Origin of the sequence: Burkholderia diffusa, from assembly GCF_902499115.1 — a bacterium.
In the GTDB taxonomy this organism is placed as follows: Bacteria; Pseudomonadota; Gammaproteobacteria; order Burkholderiales; family Burkholderiaceae; genus Burkholderia; species Burkholderia diffusa.
In genome coordinates, this window is the sequence record NZ_CABVPN010000002.1 from 74218 (window position 1) to 95695 (window position 21478).

At 68.0% G+C, this 21478-nt stretch carries 20 protein-coding genes; 11 read left to right on the forward strand and 9 right to left on the reverse strand.

Annotated features, from left to right (window positions below; translation table 11 throughout):
- The first annotated feature begins 12 nt into the window (after window positions 1-12).
- The 5 genes from nikC (at window position 13) to BTE28158_RS02250 (ending at window position 3703) form a co-directional block, all read left to right on the forward strand.
- Entirely contained in the window at window positions 13-927 is a 915-nt protein-coding gene (nikC, locus tag BTE28158_RS02230; RefSeq protein WP_151048777.1) for a nickel transporter permease, read from the forward strand.
- A 1-nt stretch (window position 928) separates the two neighbouring features.
- Window positions 929-1843 (forward strand): ABC transporter ATP-binding protein, encoded by a 915-nt coding sequence (locus BTE28158_RS02235; RefSeq protein ID WP_059607174.1) that lies wholly within the window; start codon window positions 929-931, stop codon window positions 1841-1843.
- Window positions 1840-2601 (forward strand): ABC transporter ATP-binding protein, encoded by a 762-nt coding sequence (locus BTE28158_RS02240; protein ID WP_059607172.1) that lies wholly within the window; start codon window positions 1840-1842, stop codon window positions 2599-2601. The genes BTE28158_RS02235 and BTE28158_RS02240 overlap by 4 nt, the downstream gene beginning before the upstream one ends.
- 146 nt (window positions 2602-2747) lie before the next feature.
- Window positions 2748-3002, forward strand: coding sequence for a GlsB/YeaQ/YmgE family stress response membrane protein (locus BTE28158_RS02245; protein WP_059607170.1), 255 nt, complete (start codon window positions 2748-2750; stop codon window positions 3000-3002).
- A 365-nt stretch (window positions 3003-3367) separates the two neighbouring features.
- Complete coding sequence (locus tag BTE28158_RS02250) at window positions 3368-3703, forward strand: type 1 fimbrial protein (protein ID WP_151048776.1); 336 nt, start codon at window positions 3368-3370, stop codon at window positions 3701-3703.
- Window positions 3704-3728: 25 nt separating this feature from the next.
- Here the strand turns inward: BTE28158_RS02250 and BTE28158_RS02255 are convergent, their stop codons facing one another.
- From BTE28158_RS02255 to BTE28158_RS02265, 3 genes are all read right to left on the reverse strand, one after another.
- Window positions 3729-4601, reverse strand: coding sequence for a LysR substrate-binding domain-containing protein (locus BTE28158_RS02255; RefSeq protein ID WP_151048775.1), 873 nt, complete (start codon window positions 4599-4601; stop codon window positions 3729-3731).
- A gap of 123 nt (window positions 4602-4724) precedes the next feature.
- The gene (gene bla / locus BTE28158_RS02260) at window positions 4725-5624 is read right to left on the reverse strand and encodes a class A beta-lactamase (RefSeq protein WP_059684794.1); all 900 of its coding nucleotides are present in this window, start codon (window positions 5622-5624) and stop codon (window positions 4725-4727) included.
- A gap of 208 nt (window positions 5625-5832) precedes the next feature.
- Window positions 5833-6684: a peptidoglycan DD-metalloendopeptidase family protein gene (locus BTE28158_RS02265; protein WP_174919650.1), complete on the reverse strand. Its 852-nt coding sequence runs from the start codon at window positions 6682-6684 to the stop codon at window positions 5833-5835.
- Between the two features lie 535 nt (window positions 6685-7219).
- Between BTE28158_RS02265 and BTE28158_RS02270 the strand changes: the two genes are divergently transcribed.
- From BTE28158_RS02270 to BTE28158_RS02280, 3 genes are all read left to right on the forward strand, one after another.
- Complete coding sequence (locus tag BTE28158_RS02270) at window positions 7220-8116, forward strand: LysR family transcriptional regulator (RefSeq protein ID WP_124623091.1); 897 nt, start codon at window positions 7220-7222, stop codon at window positions 8114-8116.
- A 51-nt stretch (window positions 8117-8167) separates the two neighbouring features.
- Complete coding sequence (locus BTE28158_RS02275) at window positions 8168-8554, forward strand: ester cyclase (protein WP_124623093.1); 387 nt, start codon at window positions 8168-8170, stop codon at window positions 8552-8554.
- Between the two features lie 412 nt (window positions 8555-8966).
- A complete protein-coding gene (locus BTE28158_RS02280; protein ID WP_151051803.1) occupies window positions 8967-11129 on the forward strand; it encodes a hypothetical protein in 2163 nt (720 codons plus the stop codon).
- A gap of 102 nt (window positions 11130-11231) precedes the next feature.
- Here the strand turns inward: BTE28158_RS02280 and BTE28158_RS02285 are convergent, their stop codons facing one another.
- Together BTE28158_RS02285 and BTE28158_RS02290 are read right to left on the reverse strand one after the other, a co-directional pair.
- Window positions 11232-11972 carry a sulfite exporter TauE/SafE family protein gene (locus BTE28158_RS02285; protein WP_151051805.1) on the reverse strand — a complete coding sequence of 247 codons (741 nt, stop codon included), beginning with the start codon at window positions 11970-11972 and terminating at the stop codon, window positions 11232-11234.
- A 136-nt stretch (window positions 11973-12108) separates the two neighbouring features.
- Complete coding sequence (locus BTE28158_RS02290) at window positions 12109-13125, reverse strand: aldo/keto reductase (protein WP_151051807.1); 1017 nt, start codon at window positions 13123-13125, stop codon at window positions 12109-12111.
- A 141-nt stretch (window positions 13126-13266) separates the two neighbouring features.
- On the opposite strand from BTE28158_RS02290, the gene BTE28158_RS02295 reads away from it, so the two are divergent.
- On the forward strand, window positions 13267-14178 hold the full coding sequence (locus tag BTE28158_RS02295; RefSeq protein WP_151051809.1) for a LysR family transcriptional regulator: 912 nt from the start codon (window positions 13267-13269) through the stop codon (window positions 14176-14178).
- Between the two features lie 49 nt (window positions 14179-14227).
- Here BTE28158_RS02295 and BTE28158_RS02300 read toward each other — a convergent pair whose 3' ends face one another.
- On the reverse strand, window positions 14228-15382 hold the full coding sequence (locus tag BTE28158_RS02300; protein ID WP_124904105.1) for a porin: 1155 nt from the start codon (window positions 15380-15382) through the stop codon (window positions 14228-14230).
- Between the two features lie 381 nt (window positions 15383-15763).
- On the opposite strand from BTE28158_RS02300, the gene BTE28158_RS02305 reads away from it, so the two are divergent.
- The gene (locus BTE28158_RS02305) at window positions 15764-16864 is read left to right on the forward strand and encodes an OpgC domain-containing protein (protein ID WP_124623103.1); all 1101 of its coding nucleotides are present in this window, start codon (window positions 15764-15766) and stop codon (window positions 16862-16864) included.
- Between the two features lie 64 nt (window positions 16865-16928).
- Window positions 16929-17873, forward strand: coding sequence for an alpha/beta hydrolase (locus BTE28158_RS02310; RefSeq protein ID WP_151050073.1), 945 nt, complete (start codon window positions 16929-16931; stop codon window positions 17871-17873).
- 66 nt (window positions 17874-17939) lie between these two features.
- On the opposite strand, the gene BTE28158_RS02315 is transcribed toward BTE28158_RS02310, so the two are convergent.
- From BTE28158_RS02315 to BTE28158_RS02325, 3 genes are read right to left on the reverse strand one after another with little or no spacing between them, the layout of a single operon-like run.
- Window positions 17940-19541 carry a GMC family oxidoreductase gene (locus BTE28158_RS02315; RefSeq protein WP_151050071.1) on the reverse strand — a complete coding sequence of 534 codons (1602 nt, stop codon included), beginning with the start codon at window positions 19539-19541 and terminating at the stop codon, window positions 17940-17942.
- Between the two features lie 27 nt (window positions 19542-19568).
- On the reverse strand, window positions 19569-20102 hold the full coding sequence (locus BTE28158_RS02320; RefSeq protein WP_124904101.1) for a sugar dehydrogenase complex small subunit: 534 nt from the start codon (window positions 20100-20102) through the stop codon (window positions 19569-19571).
- Window positions 20103-20117: 15 nt separating this feature from the next.
- Window positions 20118-21404, reverse strand: a complete 1287-nt coding sequence (locus tag BTE28158_RS02325; protein ID WP_151050069.1) for a cytochrome c — start codon at window positions 21402-21404, stop codon at window positions 20118-20120.
- Between the last annotated feature and the right edge of the window lie 74 nt (window positions 21405-21478).

Consider the following 21478-nt stretch of genomic DNA (forward strand, 5'->3'; position numbering starts at 1 on the left):
GGCCACCCGTCCATGAATGCCGAACATCTCACGCTGCGCGCGTGGCTGCTTTCCGATGCGCCCGCGTCGCGCTCGCAGGCCGCGTTCGGCCTCGCCTACCGCCGCTGGCGCCGTTTCGCGGGCAATCCGCTCAACCTGTTCGGGCTCGCGATCCTGGTGACGCTGATCGTGGTCGCAATCGTCGGCCCGCTGATCATGCCGCACGATCCGCTGCGCCAGGTGCTGTCGGACCGGCTGCTGCCGCCCGGCTCCGCATCGCACTGGCTCGGCACCGACCAGCTCGGCCGCGACATCCTTTCGCGGATGATCGCGGGCTCTCGCCTCACGCTCGGCATTGCGATGCTCGTCGTCGTGATCGTCGTGCCGATCGGCCTCGCGATCGGCACGACGGCCGGCTATTGCGGCGGCTTCGTCGACAGCGTGCTGATGCGCATCACCGACATCGCGCTCGCGTTCCCGAAGATCGTGCTTGCGCTCGCATTCGCGGCCGCGCTCGGGCCCGGCGTGATCAACGCGGTCGTTGCGATCTCGATCACCGCGTGGCCCGCGTATGCGCGGCTCGCGCGCGCGGAGACGATCCGCATCGCGCAGGCCGACTACATCCACGCCGCGCGGCTGCAAGGCGCGTCGGGCCCGCGGATCCTGCTGCGCTACATCATGCCGCTGTGCATGTCGTCGGTGATCGTGCGCGCGACGCTCGACATGGCCGGCATCATCCTCACCGTCGCGGGCCTCGGCTTTCTCGGCCTCGGCGCGCAGCCGCCGAGCCCCGAGTGGGGCTTCATGGTCGCGTCGGGCCGCAACGTGCTGCTCGACGCGTGGTGGGTCGCGACGCTGCCCGGCATCGCCATCCTGCTCGTGAGCCTCGCATTCAACCTGCTCGGCGACGGGCTGCGCGACGTCTTCGATCCCCGCCATGGAGCATGACATGCCGATGAATTCCACCACCGCGCCCGCGCCGCTCTGCGAGATCGACGGCCTGAAAATCGGCTTTCGCGGGCACGACGGCGTCGTCACCGACGCGGTGCGCGACCTGTCGCTGACGCTCGCGCCCGGCGAACGGCTCGGCATCGTCGGCGAATCGGGCTCCGGCAAGTCGCTGACGGGCCGCGCGCTGCTCGGCCTGCTGCCCGAAGCCGCGCGCTGGTCGGCCCGCACGATGCGCTTCGCGGGCCAGGACCTGCTCGCGATGTCCGCGAGCGAACGCCGGCGCCTGTGCGGCAGCCAGATGGGGATGATCCTGCAGGATCCGAAGTATTCGCTGAACCCGGTGATGACCGTCGCGAAGCAGATGGGCGAAGCGTTCCGGCGGCACGAGCCGCGCCTGCGCGGCCGCGCGCTGCGCGAGCGGATCGTCGACGCGCTCGCGGCCGTGCAGATCCGCGACCCGGCGCGCGTCGCCGATGCGTATCCGCACGAGCTGTCGGGCGGCATGGGCCAGCGCGTGATGATCGCGATGATGGTGTCGACGGGCCCGCGCCTGCTGATCGCCGACGAGCCGACCTCCGCGCTCGACGTCGCGGTGTCGATGCAGGTGCTCGCGGTGCTCGACGCGATGATCGCGCGGCACAACACGGGCCTGATGTTCGTCAGCCACGACCTGCCGCTCGTGATGTCGTTCTGCGATCGCGTCGCGGTGATGTATGCGGGGCGCGTGGTCGAAACCTGCGCCGCGCGCGACCTGCGCGATGCGACGCATCCCTACACGCGCGGGCTGCTCGCGGCGAACCCGCCGCTCGTGAACCCGCCCGACGAACTGCCCGTGCTGCGGCGCGATCCGGCGTGGCTCGACGCCGCTGCGCCCGCGCCGACCGCTCACATACCGCAGGAGGCCGCACGATGATCGACGTCGATCACGCATCGATCCGTTTCCCGACCCGCACGGGTCACGTCGACGCCGTGCGCGATGCCAGCTTCGCGGTACGCGACGGCGAGGTGTTCGGGCTCGTCGGCGAATCGGGCTCCGGCAAGTCGACGCTGCTGCGCGCGCTGACCGGCCTCGTGCCGCTCGCGGGCGGCAGCCTGTCGATCGACGGGCGGCCCGTCGGCGGCACGCCCGATCGCGCATTTCGCCGCCACGTGCAGATGGTGTTCCAGGATCCGTACGCGTCGCTGCATCCGCGCTTCACGGTGGACCAGACGCTGCGCGAGCCGCTGTCGATCCACGCGATCGACGACGCCGACGCGCGCATCGCCCGTGCGCTGTCCGAAGTCGGGCTCGGCCCGTCGTTCCGCTTCCGCTATCCGCACCAGCTGTCGGGCGGCCAGCGCCAGCGTGTCGCGATCGCGCGCGCGCTGATTGTCGAGCCGCGCGTGTTGCTGCTCGACGAGCCGACGTCCGCGCTCGACGTGTCGGTGCAGGCCGAAATCCTGAACCTGCTGCGCCGCCTGCATCGCGAACGCAAACTGACGATGATCCTCGTGAGCCACAACCTCGCGGTGATCGGCTTCCTGTGCCAGCGCGTCGCGGTGATGCAGCATGGCGAGATCGTCGAACAGCTGCGGATCGAGGACGTGCGCGCCGGACAGGTCGCACGCGACTACACGCGCACGCTGCTGCGCGCGACCGAAGGCTACCGCCGCCTCGATCCGGTCGCCTGACATGAGTGCGACGCGCGGGCGTGCGATACTCGGCACCCCGTGCGTCGGTGCGCCAATGCACCGGCACGCACGCCGAATGGAACCCTCGCGCGCCGCGCGGGTCCATTTCCTTTCGTCAACAGCTCAACAGCTATAGGGAGGCGTTCATGCTGCAATTCATCGAAACCCTGGTGGTCGGGCTCATCGTCGGCCTCCTCGCCCGTGCGCTCAAGCCCGGCGACGACAAAATGGGCATCCTGATGACCGTCGTGCTCGGCGTCGTCGGCTCGCTCGTCGCGGGCTACGTCGGCCGCGCTGCCGGCTGGTATGCGCCGGGCCAGGGCGCCGGCTGGATCGCGTCGATCATCGGCGCGATCGTGCTGCTCGTGATCGTCGGCGCGATGCGCAAGCGCGCGGGCTGACCGCCGCATCGCCCGCGTCGATGCGGAAACGGCCGCTCGTCACACGAGCGGCCGTTTTTCTTTCTGCACCCCGCAATTCGCACCCTCGTCGAATCGTTGAGTTCTCAACGATTCACCTGCAAAACCCCTGTCCGTTGGCCGGATTGCAGCGAGCTTACGCCATCGGCAATACCCTGACTTGCGGCCGCACAAATTTGAGATAAATTGATTGGAGGAATACGGCGTCATTTGCTCGTTGCCGTCATTTCCCGTTCTTTCATTCAAGAGGTCCAATGGAATTGCCGTTTACGCATACAGCATCGCAGCGTTGACGGACTGCCATTCGAGCTGCCCCGCTGCGACGCGCTTCCTCTCTGGAGCCTGTCATGAAGCATCGCCTGTTTGCCGCCTCGTTTGCCCTGGCTGCCTCGCTTCTGGCGTCGTCCTCGTCTTTTGCCGCCGGCGCGTCCGGCGTCATCCACTTCACCGGCATGATCGTCGAGCCGCCGTGCTCGTTCGCACTCGACACGGCCGACGCCGCGCACGCGCACGTGCGCCCCGACTGCCCGCGCCCGGCGAGCGGGCAAGTCGCGTTCGTCGACGCGGCCAGCCTGCGCACGATCAAGACCACGACCTTTACGCAGGCCTCGCGCGCAATCGTTTTACCTGACCGTGCGGGCAACGCGCATGCGCCGATGATCGCCGTCGTGACGTACCAGTAGCGCCTGCTGCAGGAGACGTCGCGCGTCAGTCGCGATGGCAGGCGATCCAGTCGCTGAACGCGCGGATCTTCTGCTGGCTGCCGATGCTCTCCGGATAGACGAAGAAATAGCGGGCGCCGGTCTCGAGCACGATGTCGAACGGCCGTTCGAGCCGGCGCGCGGCGACGTCGTCGTCGACGAGCGTCACATCGCCGATCGCGACGCCGAAGCCCTGCATCGCCGCATTCGTCGCGAGATCGAGCGTGTCGAAGGTCGGCCCGCGCTCCGCGTCGACGGCGCGCTCGCCCGCGTGATCGAGCCACGCGCGCCAGTCGCGGTGGTCGCGCGTCGGATGCAGCAGCGTATGGTGCGCGAGATCGCCGACCGCGTCGAGCGGCACGGCCTGCCGCAGCTCGGGCGCGCACACCGGCGTCAAGCGCTCGTCGAACAGCGGCAGCGCGAACACGCCGGTGCCCGGCGACGTACCGTAGACGACCGCCGCGTCGAACGGCTCGGTCGAGAAATCGACGATGTGCTGCCACGCGGTCGTGATCTGCACGTGGAGCTCGGGATGCTCGCCCTGGAAGCGCATGATGCGCGGCAGCATCCAGCGCATCACGCAAGTCGGCACCTTCAGCGCGAGATCGGTGCGCTGCCGCGTGAGCTTCATCGAGATGTCCTCGATCCGCGCGAAGCTCTCGTTGACCACCGGCAACAGTTGCTCGCCCTCCGCCGTCAGCGTGAGGCCCTTCGCGTGCCGCTTGAACAGCGGAAAGCCGTAATGCGCCTCGAGTGTCTGGATCTGCCGGCTTACCGCGCCCTGCGTGAGGCACAGCTGCTCGGCCGCGCGCGTGAAGCTGCGGTGGCGGGCCACCGTCGAGAAGATCTGCAGCGCGTGCAGGGGTGGAAGTCGGCGCATGACGAAGGGGTAGACGGATCGATCGCACCCAACGAAGGCGCGGCAAGGCCGCGCGCCGACACCGGCGCGCGCTGATCGACACGATAAGCCAAACGCCCGCTTTACGCGAGGTGCACCGGACGCTCAGGCCGTGGCGGCGAGCGCGCCCGTCGCGATGCGCGCCGCCGACGCGACGACGTCCGCACGTGCCGCCGCGTCGGCACGCGGCTGCGTGAACGACACGGCCAGCACGATCGGCGCGCGCGACGGCGGCCACAGCACCGCGACGTCGGTCGTCGTGCCGTAACCGCCGGTGCCGGTCTTGTCCGCGATGCGCCAGCCCGGCGGCACGCCGGCCGCGATTCCGGTCGCGCCGCGCGCGCCGCCGGTCATCCATTCCGTGAGCTGCGCACGCTGCGGCTCGCGCAGCGTATCGCCGAGCAGCAACCGCTGCAGCGTGTCGACCATCGCGACCGGTGTCGACGTATCGCGCTCGTCGCGCGGCGCCGCCTGGTTCAGTTCGGGTTCCCAGCGGTCCAGCCGGAATGCGGTGTCGCCGCTTTCGTGCGCGAACGATGTGACGGCCTGCGGACCGCCGAGCACGCCCATCAGCAGGTTCCCCGCGCCCTTGTCGCCCGACTGCAGCATCGCCGTGCAGAGCTGCGCGATCGTCATCCCCGTGTCGACGTGGCTTTCCGTCACCGGCGAGCCGGCCACGACTTCATAGCGGCGATACAGGATGCGGCGCGGCAGCAGCGACGCGTCGAGCGAGCCGCGCGCGAGTATCGCGGCGGCGGCGACGACCGCATAGGTGCCGCACAGCGGGAAGCGCTCGCGCGCGTGATGCGCGATGCGCGTGCCGCTCGACGTATCGAGTGCGGCGACGCCGAGCCGGCCGTTCGACGCTTTTTCGAGCGCGGCGAGTTCGGCCTGGGCGGCATGTGCGCGGCCCTGGTCGGCGACGGGTGCCGACGAGCACGCGGCGACGAACGGCGCGGCGACGGCGGCGAGCAACAGCGAGCGGCGTGTCGGAGAGTGTTCCATGGGTGAAGGGTGTTCTGTCGGAAACGGTGGCACGAAGCAACATACGTGCGCATCGACGATGCACACGCATTCACGCCGACGGCCGGCTCGCGACGGCATACGCCGCGCATCCCCGAAGACGTCCGTCGGCCCCGCATGCGGCGGGACGCACATGAACAGGCCCTAGCGTAGCAGCGAGCGCCGCTGCGTTCCAGCGGCGCGGCCTGCATCACCCTTGCGACGAAGGCAGGTACGGCATCGGATTGACGGGCTTGCCGTCGCGCCGCACTTCGAACAGCAGCGCGACACGCGAGTTGTCGAGGTCGCCCATCTCGGCGATCTCGTCGCCCCGGCGCACGATGTCGCCGGTCTTCACGAGCAGCTTGCGATTGTGCGCATAGGCCGTGAGGAAATCCGCGTTGTGCTGGACGATGATCAGGGTGCCGTAATCGTTCAGGCCGCTACCCGCGTACATCACGCGGCCGTCGGCCGCCGCGCGAACCGGGTCGCCCGGCCGGCCGGCGATCTGGATGCCGCGGTTCTGCCCCGGCCGGAACGCGTCGACGATCTTGCCGCGCGCGGGCCACGTGAGCGCCACCGCACCCGTGTGCCGCCTGGTTTCCTTCACGACCTGCCGGTCGCTCGCCGTCGACGCGCTCGCCTGCGCGGCGCCCGCCGCATTGCTCGCGGCGGCCGGCGCCGCGGCCGGCGCGCTGCCACTCGCGCCCGATGCCTGCAACGGCTGCTGGCGAACGATGCGGAGCACCTGCCCCATGCGCAGCCTGCCGCGCCCATCGAGCTTGTTCCAGGTGCGCAGGTCGGCGACGCTGCAGTCGTTCGCGGACGCGATGCCCGACAGCGTGTCGCCGCGTTTCACCATGTACTTCTGCGCGACGAGAATGGGCGCGGGCGGCGGCGTCGCGGGCGTGGCCGCCGGTGCGGCGGCGGGCTGCCCCGACGGCGATCCCGCCAGCGTGTCGCTCGGCGGGACGGACTGCGTGCTGGCACAACCGGCCATGACGAGCACCGCGGCGAGGCCGGACAGCCACGCCGACTTGCGGCAAATCTCGCGCTGTTTCATGGACGATCGACTCCGGTTTGACAATCTTTCAAGCATCTCAAAAACGGAACGGCCGACGTGTAACCGGATGCAAACAATCATGACAAACGATCACGAACCAGGCGCCGGCGGACACTCGTTACCGGTAATACGGTCAATTTCGGGAAAACTTGACGGTTTCTGGCGCGCGATGCGGAAGAAATTTCGCAATGGGCCGAAATTTCGAATGGCTTTCAATATCGATATAGCCGCATCGGACAGCCGATGCGGCTGCGATGGGTGCCCGCTCAACGCAGCCAGTCGACCAGCTCCGCGCAGGCCCACGCGAGCCCGATGCACAGGAACAGCAGGTGCAACGCGATCTTGAACGACACACCCCACGACGAATCGACCCGCATGACAGTCTCCCCCGGTTGATATGCGGCCATGATCCGGCATCGATCCCGCCCCGAAAATGCGGAACCGGCGAACGGGGTCTCAGGCCCAGCCTGAGACCGGTGCGGCGGTTCCTGCTAACTTATCGGCCATACCAATCCTTACGCGCCCTCACCCCGCCATGCGATTCGACCTGACCGACCTGCGGCTCTTCCTGAACATCTGCGAGGCCGGCACGATCACGGGCGGCGCCGAGCGCACGCACATCACGCTGCAGGCAGCAAGCGAGCGCATTCGCGGGATGGAGGACGAACTCGGCGTGCCGCTGCTGCACCGGAGCAAGTCCGGCGCGCAGGTGACCGACGCCGGCCGCGCGCTCGAGCATCACGCGCGCACGGTGCTGCAGCAGATCGACCACATGCGCGGCGAACTGCAGCAATACGGCCAGGGGCTGCGCGGGCATATCCGCCTGCTCTGCAACACGGCCTCGCTGAGCGAATACCTGCCCGACGCGCTCGCCGCGTACCTGCCGCATCATCCGAAACTGTCGATCAGCGTCGAGGAGCGCTCGAGCCAGGAAATCGTGCACGCGATCCGCAACAAGACGGCCGAGGTCGGCATCGTCGCCGATTCGGTCGGGCTCGGCGGGCTCGAGCAGAAGCCATTCCGCGAGGATTGGCTGATCGCGGTCGTGCCGGCCGGGCATCCGCTCGCCGCGCGCGACAAGGTCGCGTTCGACGAGATCGCCGACGCGGATTTCATCGGACTGACCGACGGCAGCGCGCTGCAGGTCCATCTCGCGGACCAGGCGCGTGCGCTCGGCAAGCGGATCCGCTACCGTGTGCAGCTGAAGAGTTTCGATGCGATCTGCCGCGTGATCGAAAGCGGCGTGGGGATCGGCATCGTGTCGCGCCACGCGGCCGAGCGCGCGATGCAGACGATGGACGTGCGGCTCGTCGAGCTGTCCGACGCGTGGAGCCACCGCAAGCTGACGCTCTGCGCACGATCGTTCGATGCGCTGCCCAAATATACGCAGGCGTTCGTGTCGTATCTGTCGGGCGAAACGTCATCGCGCTGAACGCCCGCGCCATCCGCAACAGCCGGGCGATACACGAGGAGGCACCCCGTCATGACGAAACCCGATCTCGCCACGCACTACCGCGCCTACATCGACTGCCTGAACCGCCAGGACTGGCCGGCGCTCGGCCAGTACGTCGCCGACAACGTGATCCACAACGACCGGCCGCTCGGCCTGGCCGGCTACCGCGCGATGCTCGAGCAGGATTTCCGCGACATTCCGGATCTCCATTTCGCGATCCGGCTGCTGGTGTGCGAACCGCCGCGCATCGCGTGCCGGCTTCGCTTCGCGTGTGCGCCGAAAGGGACGTTCATGGGGCTCGCCGTCGACGGCACGCGCGTCACGTTCGCCGAGAACGTCATCTACGAATTTCACGACGGCAAGATCCGGCAGGTCTGGTCGGTGATCGACAAGGCGGCGATCGAAGCGCAGCTCTAGCATCGCCGCGGGGCCGCCGCCGGACAGAATCGACAGCCGAGATCCGGCTTGATTCGATTTTCAGGGGTAACGTTTTCTCTTGCATCTCGTCGGAAGCGCGCCGCCCGAGCACCTTTCCAACGCTTCCGTCGCTGCCGATATGTCACGCTGCATTGCAGCGAAAATAATAATAAATCGCGGCAATTCCGGCATCAACACCCCATCTTCACGACAGCTGCCGTTTCGGCCATCCGGGTTTTCACCGGCGTCTCCGGCGTGAAAGCGCATTGACATCGAAGCAATCGATGCCTAAATTTGGAAAACGTTTTCCTTCGCCTTCAGCGCGACGCCTTCGTGGCCCGCGCAGGGAGAACGCTTGCCTGCCCGAGTTGCGATTCAAGCCTTCATCACTATTCGAAAACCCGGAGACACAATGCATATGCGCAGCAGATTCGCGCTCGGCGCCGCGCTCAGCGCCCTTTCCGTCCTGTTCGTCAGCGCATGCGGCGGCAACGACGTGACCGCCTCGCCACCCTCGTCGCCCCCGCCGTCGACACCGGCGCTCGCGCCGAACTCGTTGCAGGCGCTCGTCTACGGCGCCCCCGACACCAGCGTGCCGGCGGGCACGAGCATTCCGGTCACGATGATGGGCCAGATGCGCGCGCTGTTCGACCTGATCCGGAAGTCGCCCGACTTCACGCAGGTCGTGATGGATCTCGGCGACGGTTCGCCGGTTCACGTGCTCGACACGAACACCGGCGACAAATTCCTTCCCGGCAAGCTCGCGCTCGGCCTGTCGTACATCCTGATCGACATGAAGTCGAAGGGCGACCCGCAATACGCAAGCTATCTGGCGACGTACCAGACGATCACGACCGCGATGATGGCGCAGTCGGGCAGCGACTATGCGTATGCAAATACGTCATGGGGCGAGTACTACTACCTCGTCGCGCTGAACAACCTGAAGGCGCACGGCATGCTCAACGAGGTCTTCAGCGACGCGATGCTCGCGACGCTGCAGCAACGGCTCACCTTCTGCGACATGTTCGGCCCCGATGCAAGCGGCAAGACCAGCACCTGCCCGGCCGCCGGCACGCCGATCGACATTGCGTCGCTCAACACCGCGCAGAATTACTATGCGGTGTCCTACGGAATTGCCGGCCTGCGGCAAAAACTCGGCTGGAGCAATCCGTCGTTCTCGTCGGCGACCGATCCGGCCGTCGCGACGATGGGCGCGCGCGATGCGCTGCTCTACACGTTGACGAACCACATCCGCAAGGATTCGTCGGGCGGGTTCTCCGACGAAGCGTCGAACACGCACACGACCTATTACGACCAGGCGCGCTACGACCGCTACAGCACGCTGCTGATCGGCGAAGTGACCGAGCGCACGTTCGAGATGGGCAACGAGGCGAACCTCACGCCGGAACTGAAGGGCTATCTGCGCAAGTCGGTCGACCTGATCCTGCCGCAGCTGAACGCCGACGGCCAGGGCTTCGACTACGGCCGTTCGATCGGCCCGTACGGCGATTCCGCGTTCATGGAGATCCTGACGGCAGCGGCCAATGCGGGCGTGTTGACCGATCAGGAAAAGCAGATTGCGTACGCGTTCATCTACCGGGCCGCGCGTCGCTTCGACACGTACTGGTACGACCCGTCGCTGCCGACGCCGTCGGTGAACATGTGGGTCAAGGGTCGCGGCACGGACGCCTATCGCGGCAAGCCGCGCGTGATGGGCGAGAATTTCAGCCTGCTGCACCAGTATCTTTACGTGAACGCGTGGTGGAACAAGCTCGGCTTCGGCGGCAAGGCGCCGATGGACGATGCGGCCTACGATGCGTGGCTCGACGCGCTGCCGCGCTACACGCTCACCCGGTACAACCAGCCCGGCGATACCGCGCATCCGTACGACGCGGCGCTGCTCACCGTGCGCGACGGCCGCCGCGTCATCAACCTGAATCTCAGCCAGGCGCCCGACTACAACTCGTTCACGCCGTACTACCCGGTGCCGTTCTCCGACAAGCTGATCTACGGGACGACCGATCTGGGCTATGCACTGCTGGTGCCGCAGGTGTCGTACAACGGGAAGACCTACGTGCCCGTCACGTACTACAAGAACCTCAACGTGCAGCAGGCCAACGGCCAGGTGGTCGTGTCGTTCGACACGGCGAAGTTTCGTCTCGCGTCGAAGAACGCGGCGTACACGACGGATCTCGACCTCCAGGTGCATACCGTGCTGACGTTCGCGCACGGCACGATCTCGCGCAGCGACACGCTTGCTTCGGGCACGCTCGCCGGTAACCTGTCGGTCGAGACGGACTTCGCGTCGTTCGCGGACTTCGCGTCGACGCAAGCAAACGGCGGCGGCACATCGGTGACGTACGCGAACAGCGCCGCGACCGGCTATGCGGCGTCCGGGTTCGACACCTGCGCGCTGTCCGCCTTCGACACGGTCAACGGCGCGACGAACCCGCTGTCGACGACGCCGATCGGCCAGCTGCATTCGAACTTCGCGTGCAAGACCGCGCCGTTCGCGCTCGGTGCGGGCGTCACCCGCGCGTTCGGGTGGACGCTGAAGTACGCCGACCCGGCCTGAGCGGCCTGGCCGCCGCTCCGTGAGCGTCCTCGAAGCCGGCGCTCGAAACCGGCTTCGGGGCATTCACGCGCGGCGCGCATGGCGCGTGTCGGCGATGCCCGCTCACTGCCACGCCGAAGCGGCCATGCAGACGCCGAGCGCGGTCATCCCGACAAAGAAGCAGCGCTTGAAAGTCTTCTCGCTCATCACGCGCCGCGCATATTGCCCGCCGATCATCCCCGCGAGTGCCGGCACGAGCGCCAGCGCCGATACGCCGAGATCGACCGTCTGCAGCGCGCCCGTCACGCGCAACTGCAGCCCGAGCGCGATCGTCGACGCGGTAAACGAGAGCCCGAGCGCCTGGATCAGGTCATCCTTCGACAGCCGCAGCGCCTGCAGGTACGGCACGGCCGGCACGACGAACACGCCGGTGGCGGCCGTCACGACGCCCGTCAGATAGCCGATCGCGGCCGACAGCCACTTTTCGTGCCGGCCCGGCGCGGGCAATCGCGCGGCGGCGAGCCCCCAGCCGCCGTAAGCGACCAGCACGAAGCCGAGCGCCGCGTGGGTCCACGCACTGCCGCCCGCGAGCGCGGGCAGCCCGCCCGTCAGCGTGCCGATCGTCAGCCCGGCGAGCAGCGGCCACAGACGTCTCAGCAACGGCCCGAACGACGGGCCGAGCCACAGCTGCCACACATTGGTGATGAACGACGGCACGAGCAGCAGGCTCGCGGCGGCCGACGGCGGCATCGCCAGCGTCAGCAGCCCCATCGCGATCGTCGGCAGCCCGAGGCCGATCATGCCCTTGACCGCGCCGGCCAGCAGAAAGACCATCACGATGATCGTCAGCGTATGGGTTTGCATGGAGGGCGTTCCGTCCGGTTGAAGACGGCGCCGATGATGAACCACCGTCACGCCGCCGGCCATCTGGCTTTGCCTGAGGCTGGCTCGGGCCCACCCGGCGGGCCTCGTCGCCTCATCATCCCGCCATGCCCGCCGTTCAGGCTGCGTGCGTCGACCCCCGGCCATGCTCGCTGTCGAGGTGCGCCATCTGGGGTGCTGGATAACGCTCGCCGGCAGCCGCCCCGGCGGGAACCGCCGTTTCGATGCGAGCCAGATCATCGACCGTTAGTTGCAACTTTGACGCTTGCAACGCGTCCTGGAGTTGCGTGCGCTTGCGCGCGCCGACCAGCGGCACGATGTCGTCGCCGCGCGACAGCGCCCACGCGATCGCGATCTGCGCCGGGTTGCTGCCCTTTTCGTCGGCAATCGCGCGCAGTGCGTCGACCAGCGCGAGATTGTGCGCGAGGTTCTCGCCCTGAAAGCGCGGGCTGGCCGCGCGGAAGTCGCGCTCACCCTGCCGCGCCGCGCTCCAGCCGCCGCCGAGCAGCCCGCGCGACAGCACGCCGTAGGCCGTCACGCCGATCCCGAGTTCGCGACACACGGGCAGGATGTCCGCCTCGATCCCGCGCGACAGCAGCGAGTACTCGATCTGCAGGTCGGCGATCGGCGCGACGGCCGCCGCACGGCGGATCGTGTCGGCACCCACCTCCGAGAGGCCGATATGGCGCACATGACCGGCCTTCACGAGATCGGCGATCGCGCCGACCGTCTCCTCGATCGGCACCGCCGGATCGACGCGCGCCGGCCGGTAGATGTCGATGTGGTCGGTGCCGAGCCGCTTCAGCGAATACGCGACGAAATTGCGGATCGCCTGCGGCCGCGCGTCGTAGCCGACGAACGCGCCGGCCGGATCGCGCAGCGCGCCGAATTTCACGCTGATCAGCACCTGGTCGCGCGTGCGGCCGCGCAGCGCGTCGCGGATCAGCATCTCGTTGTCGCCCATCCCGTAGAAGTCGCCCGTATCGAGCAGCGTGATCCCGCTGTCGAGCGCCGCGTGCAGCGTCGCGATGCTTTCGTCGCGATCCGCCGGCCCGTAGAGATCCGACATCCCCATGCAGCCGAGCCCGATCGGCGACACCTGCGGGCCCGTGCGGCCCAGTTGACGCTTGTCCATGTCCGTTTCCTTGCGGTGGTGAGTGAATGAACCGGATTCTGGACGCATTGCGGCGCGCGATAAACGCGAAACGCCCAACCAAATCATTCGACGCTGATTAACAATGGAGCCTGTCCCAATTCGCCCAGGCTCCCGCTCCGCATGGACCATCTGCATGCAATGCGCATCTTTGCGCGCGTCGCCCACCTCGGCAGCTTCACGAAAGCGGCCGAGCAGTTGCAATTGCCGCGCCCGACGGTCAGCAATGCCGTCCAGTATCTGGAAAAACACCTGCGGGTGCGCCTGCTGCAGCGAACCACCCGGCGCGTCGCGCTGACCGCCGAGGGCGCCACTTATTACGAGCGCTGCACGCGGCTGCTGGCCGATCTGGACGATGCCGAGACGCTGTTCGACGACGCCGGCGCCGCGCCGCGCGGCGTGATCCGCGTCGACCTGCCCGAACGCTTCGCCCTGAACAAGGTGATTCCGGCGCTGCCGGATTTCCACGCGCGCTATCCCGACCTGCGCGTCGTGCTGAGCACGACCGACCGCTTCGTCGATCTCATCTCCGACGGCATCGACTGCGCGGTGCGGGTCGGCGTGCTGTCCGACACGTCGCTGGTCGCGCGCCGCGTCGGCGAGATGGCGCAGATCAACTGCGCGTCGCCCGCGTATCTCGCGCGATACGGCACGCCGCGCTCGCCGGACGATTTGCCCGACCATGTCGCGGTCGGCTATTTCTCGAGCCGCACGGGCCGTGAGCTGGACTGGGAATATGCGGACATGGATTCGGGCGCGCTGCAGACGGTGAAAATGCGCAGCGTGGTCGCGGTAAACAGCTCGCAGGCGTATCTCGCGTGCTGCATCGCAGGCCTGGGTCTGATCCAGGTGCCGCGCGACGGGCTCGCGCCGCTGTTCGAGGACGGCTCGCTGGTCGAGGTGCTGCCGGAATGGCATGCCGCGCCGCTGCCGGTGTCGGTCGTGTTTCCGAACGGCCGGCATCTGGCGCCGCGCGTGCGGATCTTCGTCGACTGGCTCGCGCAAACGCTCGACGACGCGCACCGGCCAACATGACGAAAGCCGGCACCGGGGCGATCCGCCCCAGGGCGCCGGCACATCAGCGTCAGAACTTGTGGCGGATCGCGGCGCGCACCGCGAACTGGTTCGCCGACGACGACGGGCCGTCCGTCCCGACCACGTAGCCGCCATCGGCGGCGGTGCCGGTCTTGTCACCGGCGACCTTCTGCCATGCGCCCTGCAGGTAGACGTCGGTGCGCTTGGACAGGCTGTAGTCGGCCATCAGCCCGACGGTGTGGTACTTCGGCTTGAACGAACCGGCCGCGGCGTCGAACTTGCCGTCCGTGTACACGTACTGCGCGCCGAGATAGAAATCGGACGTGAGCTGATACTTGCCGTTGATCTCGAAGTTCTGGAACTTGGTCGCGGTCAGCCCGAGGCCCGAGAACGTCGACGCCGGCAGGTAGACGGTCGACACCGGGTTCTTCACGTCGGTCTTCGTATAGACGAAGCCGACCGTCGCCGGGCCGAACGTGTAGTTGATGCCGCCGCCGAAGATGCGCAGGCGGTCGGCGACGAAGTTCGCATCGTCGGCCGCGATCGCGCCCGCGTTGCCGACGCCCGGGCTGTTCGCCTGCAGGTAGGCAGCCGCGACCTGCAGCCCGGCCAGCGAATACTGCGCGCCGATGCTGTACTGTCGGTTGGTCGAGAAGCCCGTGCTGTTGCTGAAGCTGTAGGTGCCGCCGAACGACAGCCCGTTCCAGTCGGGGCTCGCATACTTGACCGTGTTGTTGACGCGGAACGAGTTGTCCGTGTTGTCGTTGTCGAACGGGTGCGAGAACAGCGTGCCGCCCCAGTTGCCGTTCGCGGTCAGCGGCGCGAGATAGTCGACGACTGAATCGTACTGGCGGCCGAAGGTCAGCGTGCCGAAGCGCGACGCGCTCAGCCCGACGAACGCCTGGCGGCCGAACATCCGGCCGCCCTGATTGAACCGGCCGTTGTTCACGTCGAAGCCGTTTTCCAGCGTGAAGATCGCCTTCAGCCCGCCGCCCAGGTCCTCGCTGCCCTTCAGGCCCCAGCGGCTGCCCTGCGCGTAGCCGCTCGCGAGCTGGTAATTCGTTTTTCCGACCCCGCCTACGTTCACGTTGTTCGTGTAGTTGAAGCCCTCGTCGATCAGGCCGTACAGCGTCACGCTGTCCTGCGCGAAGGCCGGCGCGGCAAAAGCGGCCAGCGCGGCGGCAAAAATGACGTGCTTCTTCATGACGAATCTCCGGAGCCGGGTGCCGGGCAGGCCATGCGCCCGGCGATTGTTTGGTCTGTTTTATAGAGGTGGCCCGCAGGGCGGACTGCGCGGTGTGCGGCCGCGAGGACAAAATGGTGTCACGTCGCAAACCGCCCGTCCATATGGGCGTGGGGCCGGCACGCAAAGCGTTGCGCTCGTCCAACTGCCCTGTCCTCGTCATGGCCTGACCAGGCTTGTCGGTAGCGGCTGGCCGGCCCACCATCCGCGTAAACCCGGACGGCGTCACATCGGTGGCACAATGCGCATCCGTTCGTCATTTCTTCACGAAGTCATGCTTCACCCCGATTCATGCGCGGCGGGTGCCGGCCGCGCACGCGGCGCGCGCCGGGAGGCGGCCCGATGACCGCCGCCGCCCGGGCCGGCCGCTACGCCGAGCTCGACTTCTTCCGCGGCCTCGTGCTGCTGGTGATCGTCGTCGACCACATCGGCGGCAGCATCCTGTCGCGCGTGACGCTGCATGCGTACGCGCTGTGCGATGCGGCCGAGGTGTTCGTGTTCCTCGGCGGTTTCGCGACCGCCATCGCGTACAACTCGCTCGCCGAGCGCCACGACGAGGCTGCCGCGCGCCAGCGTTTCATCCGCCGTGCCTTCGAGATCTACCGTGCTTTCCTCGTGACGGCCGGCCTGATGCTGCTCATCACCGCCGTGCTGAACGCATTCTCGATCGACGGCCCGAACATGCCGACCAACGATCTCGACGGCCTGCTCCACAAGCCGCTCGCCGCGCTGCGCGACATCCTGCTGTTCCGCCGCCAGCCGTATCTCGCGTCGGTGCTGCCGATGTATGCGTTCTTCGCGCTGCTCGTCCCGCTCGCGCTGCCGCTCGCGCGCACGCAGCCGTGGTTGATGCTCGCGTTCAGCGGCTCGCTCTGGTACGCGGCGCCGCACATTGCGCGCTTCTTGCCGACCGTCGAAGGCGCGCCGTGGGACTTCAATCCGTTCGCGTGGCAGTTCCTGTTCGTGCTCGGCGTGATCGCACGCTGCCAGCCCGTCTACCAGACGCTCGCACCGAAACCGCAGGGCTGGCTGCTGACGGCCGTGTCGCTCGCGATCGTCGCGGCCGGCGCGTACTACCGGCTGCGCATCGAGCCGTTCCCGACCGACCCGTCGATCAAGCAGAATCTCGGCGCGCTGCGGCTCGCGAACTTCCTCGCGATCGCGTGGCTCGCGGCCAAGCTCGTGCACCTCGGGTGGATGAAGAAGGTCGCGCATGCAATGCCGTGGATCGGCACGATCGGCCGCCAGGGGCTGCTGTGCTTCGTCGCCGGCACCGGCATCTCGCTCGCGGTCGACTCGCTGCTGTACCAGGCGACCGAAGGCTATCTGAACGTGCCGCTCGGCCTGACCGCCGACGTCGTCGCGATGGGCCTGCTGTATCTCGTCGCGAAGCTCTATGCGCCGCTCGTGTCGCGGCTGCCGTTCCCGTTCCGTCCGCGGTGATGATGCGCCGCGCCGTCACGCGCCGCTGCTACGATAGCGGGCGCCTCTCCTGAAACGGTTCACCATGCGCCGACTCGCCCTTCCGTTCGCCGCCGCCCTGATCGCCGGTGCCATCGCCACCGCCCACGCCACGCCGGGCGGGCCCGCGGTTTCGCCGGCGTCGTCCGCGCCCGCGGCCGCGACCGTCCCGCCCGCAACGATCGCGCCGGCCGCCCAGGAACCCTCGGTCAATCCGGGCAGCAGCGTCGTGCTGCGCGCGTTCCGGTCGGCGTCGCTGAAGCGCGACTGGTCTTACACGGTCTACCTGCCGCCCGGCTACAACCCGGAAGGCGCGCGCTATCCGGTGCTGTACCTGCTGCACGGCAACGCCGGCAACGCAAACGACTGGATCACGCAGGGCCGGCTGCAGGCCACCGCCGACACGCTGATCGAGCGCCGCGAGATCCCGCCCGTCGTGATCGTGATGCCGCAAGGCGGCACCGACTGGTACGTCGACCGCAAGGAGAAAATGCAGAGCGCGTTCCTCAACGACCTGCTGCCTGAAGTCGAAGCGCACTTCGCGGTGTCGAACCAGCGCGCGGGCCGCGCGATCGGCGGCGTGTCGATGGGCGGCTTCGGCGCGCTGCGCTTCTCGCTGCTCGAGCCGGGCCTGTTCTGCGGCGCGATGCTGCTGAGCCCCGCGATCTACGCGAACGAGCCGCCGCTCAATTCCGCCGCACGTTATGTCGGCGTGTTCGGCGACCGGCAGTTCGACCCGCGCGTGTGGCACGAGCTGAACTACCCGGCGCTGATGCGCGGTTATTTCGCGCGCAACTGGCGCGTGCCGATGTTCATCGCGGCGGGCGACGACGACCTGACGATCCAGGCCGAATCGAGCGTGCTGTACACGCACCTGCGCCGCGCGCAAAACCCGGCGGAACTGCGCATCGTCGACGGCGGGCACACGTGGGAAGTGTGGCGCGGGCTGCTCGGTCAGGGGTTGAAGTACGCACTGGAATGCGTGAAATGATGCGGGCCCGAGCGCGGCCCTGCCGTGGCGGGCGGTATGCGCGCGCCGCCGGCCGCCTTGCTTGAGTCAGACTTCCGCAGCGATCGTCCTTGCCATCCGCAGCGCCAGCGCATACCCGGTCAGCGTCGGATTGACCACCGACGAACTCGGATGCACGGCCGTGCTCGCGATGAACAGGTTCGGGTGATCGTGCGTACGGCAATCGCGGTCGACGACCGAATCGGCCGGATCGCTGCCCATGATCGTCGTGCCCATGATGTGCGAACTCGGCACCCACGCATGGATGTCGTTCACGATCTCGGTCGCACCGAACACCCGCTGGAAATCGCGGTAGTCGTCGAGCACTTGCGATGCCGCGCGCAACGCGTAGTCGTACACGTCGTAGTCGGTGCGCGGCGTCGGCAGCCCGAGCGCATCCTTGCGATCGCTCAGCGTCACGCGGTTGCGCGGGTCGGGCAGGATCTCGACGTAGCTGGCGATCTTCAGATAGCGCGCCGCGTCGTGACGGATCCGCGTATCGAGCGCGTCGCCGACGACACCTTGCGCGATCAGCCGCCGCGTGACGACCTCGTTGGGCACCGTGTTGTCGAGGAAATGCCGGATCGCGCCGTGTTCGCGGCGAAACGCGCCGTCGCGCCGCGTGTTGATACTGCCCTGCTGCGTCGGGCCGCGCCCGGCCCACACCGGCTCGCGCGCGAGCATCGCGATCGCGCGGCCGGTGTGTCCCATCATGTTGCGGCCGACCTGGTCCGACGAATTCGCGACACCCGACATCAGCAGCAGCTTCGGAATCTCGACGCCATGCGCCGCGAGCACGAAGGTCCGCGCGGTCAGGCGCGTGCTCTTGCCGTCCGGCGTCATGTAATGGATCGCGGCGATCCTGCGATTCTCGCCGCGCTCGATCTTGTAGACGACCGCGTTCGTCAGCAGCCGCGCGCCCTGCGCGACGGCGCGCAGCACCGGGCGATCGCCTGAAAATTGCGCACCGATCGGGCAGATCGGCGCGCAGTTGTTGTTGCCGGCGCAGGTCGGTCGACCCTCGTAGGGCCGCGTCGCGCGCGCGTTGGGTTCGTCGACGAAACGATGACCGATCGTCGCGACCTTGTCCGCGACCTGCTGCGTCAGGTACGACCACGGTTGCTGCCGCATCGGATACGGCTTCGAGCGCGGCGGGAACGGCCCGCCGCCCTGGCCGCTCTGGTCGTCGGTATCCGAGCCCGATACGCCGATCTGCTCTTCGGCGAGCTGATACCACGGCTCGAGTTCGTCATAACCGATCGGCCAGTCGCGCCCCTGGCCGTAGAGGCTGCGCAGCCGGAAATCGTTCGGCAGCATGCGCCACGTCGCCCCTCCCCAGTGCCACGTGGTGCCGCCGACGAGGCGCAGGAACGACGGCTTCTGCAGCACCGGGCCGACGCTGTCGATGTAGCGATCGGAATAGCGCCCCGTGGACGATTTCGGCGCCCACGGCAGGTCCGGATACGGGCCGTTGTAGTCCGACTTGTTGCCGTAGTCGCGGAACGCGCGCACGAGCTCGGCACGCTTCACCTCCGGCCCCGCCTCGAGCACGATGACGGACTTGCGTTCCTGCGTCAGCGACTGCGCAACGGCGCCGCCCAGGATGCCCGCGCCGATTACGATGACGTCCGCGTCATAGGTAGTGCTCATGATTTCGATCCTCGTTCGATAGGCCGGTCAGCCGGCGTCGGCGGTCGGGCGCGCCGTCCAGTACTCGGGGCGCGCGCGGATGTAGGTCGGAATGACCGTGACGTCGGCGGTCGGCTCGAACATCAGCGCGGTTTCGTAGCCGACCATGCGCGCCTGCCCGCCATGGCCGACGCTGCCCGTGTAGAAGGCCTCGATGATGGCCAGCGCGGCGGTGCGCAACTCGGGGGCCGCGACGCCGAGCGTGCGCACGAGCGCGTCGAGCGGCTGCGTGCCCATGTCGATCGCGACGGCGAGCGCGCGCAGCCGCGCGGGAAATTCGCGGTCCTGCGCGACGAGACCGTCGTAGACGGATTGCACATAGCGCGACGGAAGCGTCGAGCGGCGCGTCAGGTAGGCGGCCACGCCGGCAAAATCCCGCAGCGGCACGGCCTCTGGCGCAGCCGCTGCACGTGCGATCAGCATGCCGGCAGGCAGTGCGGCGGCAAGCGCCGCGCCGGCCGACAGCTTCACGAAGCGGCGACGCTGCGCGTTCGCGTCGTCGGTCACGTCGAAATCCTTCATCGCGTGCATCTCCTGTCAGTGGGCGGGGGCCGTGCGGATCTTCGCGACATCCGCCGCGCTCACGCGAGTCTTGCCATTGCCGAACCGGTCGCTCAAGTAGTTCACCAAGGTCGCCACTTCGTCATCCTTGAGTTCGGTCTGGAACGCCGGCATGAAATAGTGCGCGGCGCCGTTGTTCACGCTCGCGCCATGCATGACCACCTGCAGCAGGTTCGACGCCGTGGCGGTGCCGACCGCGCTGTTGGCGAACAGCGACGGGAAGAATCCGTCCGCCGTGCCGGCGCCCGTCATCCCGTGACAGCTCGCGCAATGATCGAGGTAGAGCGACGCGCCGGCCGGTGCCGGGCTTCCCATCGCGGCCGCGGCGCGTACCGCGACGTAGTCGTCGGTCTTGCGCCCCTGCGCGGAACGCGGTGCGATATCGGCGCCCTTCGCCGCCGGCACGGTCGACAAATAGGCGGCGATCGCATTCAGATCGCGGTCGCTCATGCGGCTGAAGCTGTGTTCGACCGCTTCCGCCATCGGGCCGGCCGCCTGTGCCTTGCCCGGCACGTTGCCGGTGCGCAGGTACTGGACGATCTGCGCGGTCGTCCACGTGCCGATGCCCGCGTCGCGGTCGCGCGTGATGTTGAACGCCTGCCAGCCCGCGAGCGGCGCGCCGCCGAGATAGCCGGCGCCGGTTTCGTCGTAGGCCAGCTCCTGCATCCCGATGCCGCGCGGCGTATGACAGGTGCCGCAGTGCGCGGCGCCCTGCACCAGGTAGGCGCCGCGATTCCACTCGGCGTCCCGCCCGTGCTTCGGCACATACGCGCCTTCGCGCAGATACAGCGCGTTCCAGATCTTCAGCGGCCAGCGCATGGTCAGCGGCCACGGGAAATCCGGCCGGCGGTTCGGCTGGTGCACCGGCGCGACGCCGTGCATGAAATACGCGTACAGGTTCGCGATGTCGTCGTCGCTGAACTTCGTGTACGACGGATACGGCATTGCCGGATACAGGTTGCCGCCGTCGCGCCGAAGCCCCTTGCGCAGCACGTTCGCGAATTCCTGCTCCGAGTAGTTGCCGATCCCCGTTTGCTTGTCCGGCGTGATGTTGGTCGAGTAGATGTCGCCCATCGGCAACGGCATCGCGAGGCCGCCCGCGAACGGCTGCCCTCCCTGCACCGTATGGCACGCGACGCAGTCGGCCGCGACGGCCAGCGCCTTGCCCGCGGCGACGCGATCCGCGGCCTGCACGGCCGCCGATGCGGGGTCCGTCGCAATGAGGAAAAGCGCGACAAGCGCGGAAAAGCCGGGTAAACGCATGGAAATCGTCCGTGAGAAATCCGGTGAGCAAAGCGGTTTCGGGGAGCCTCGCGATACGGCCCTCTATCTTCCGG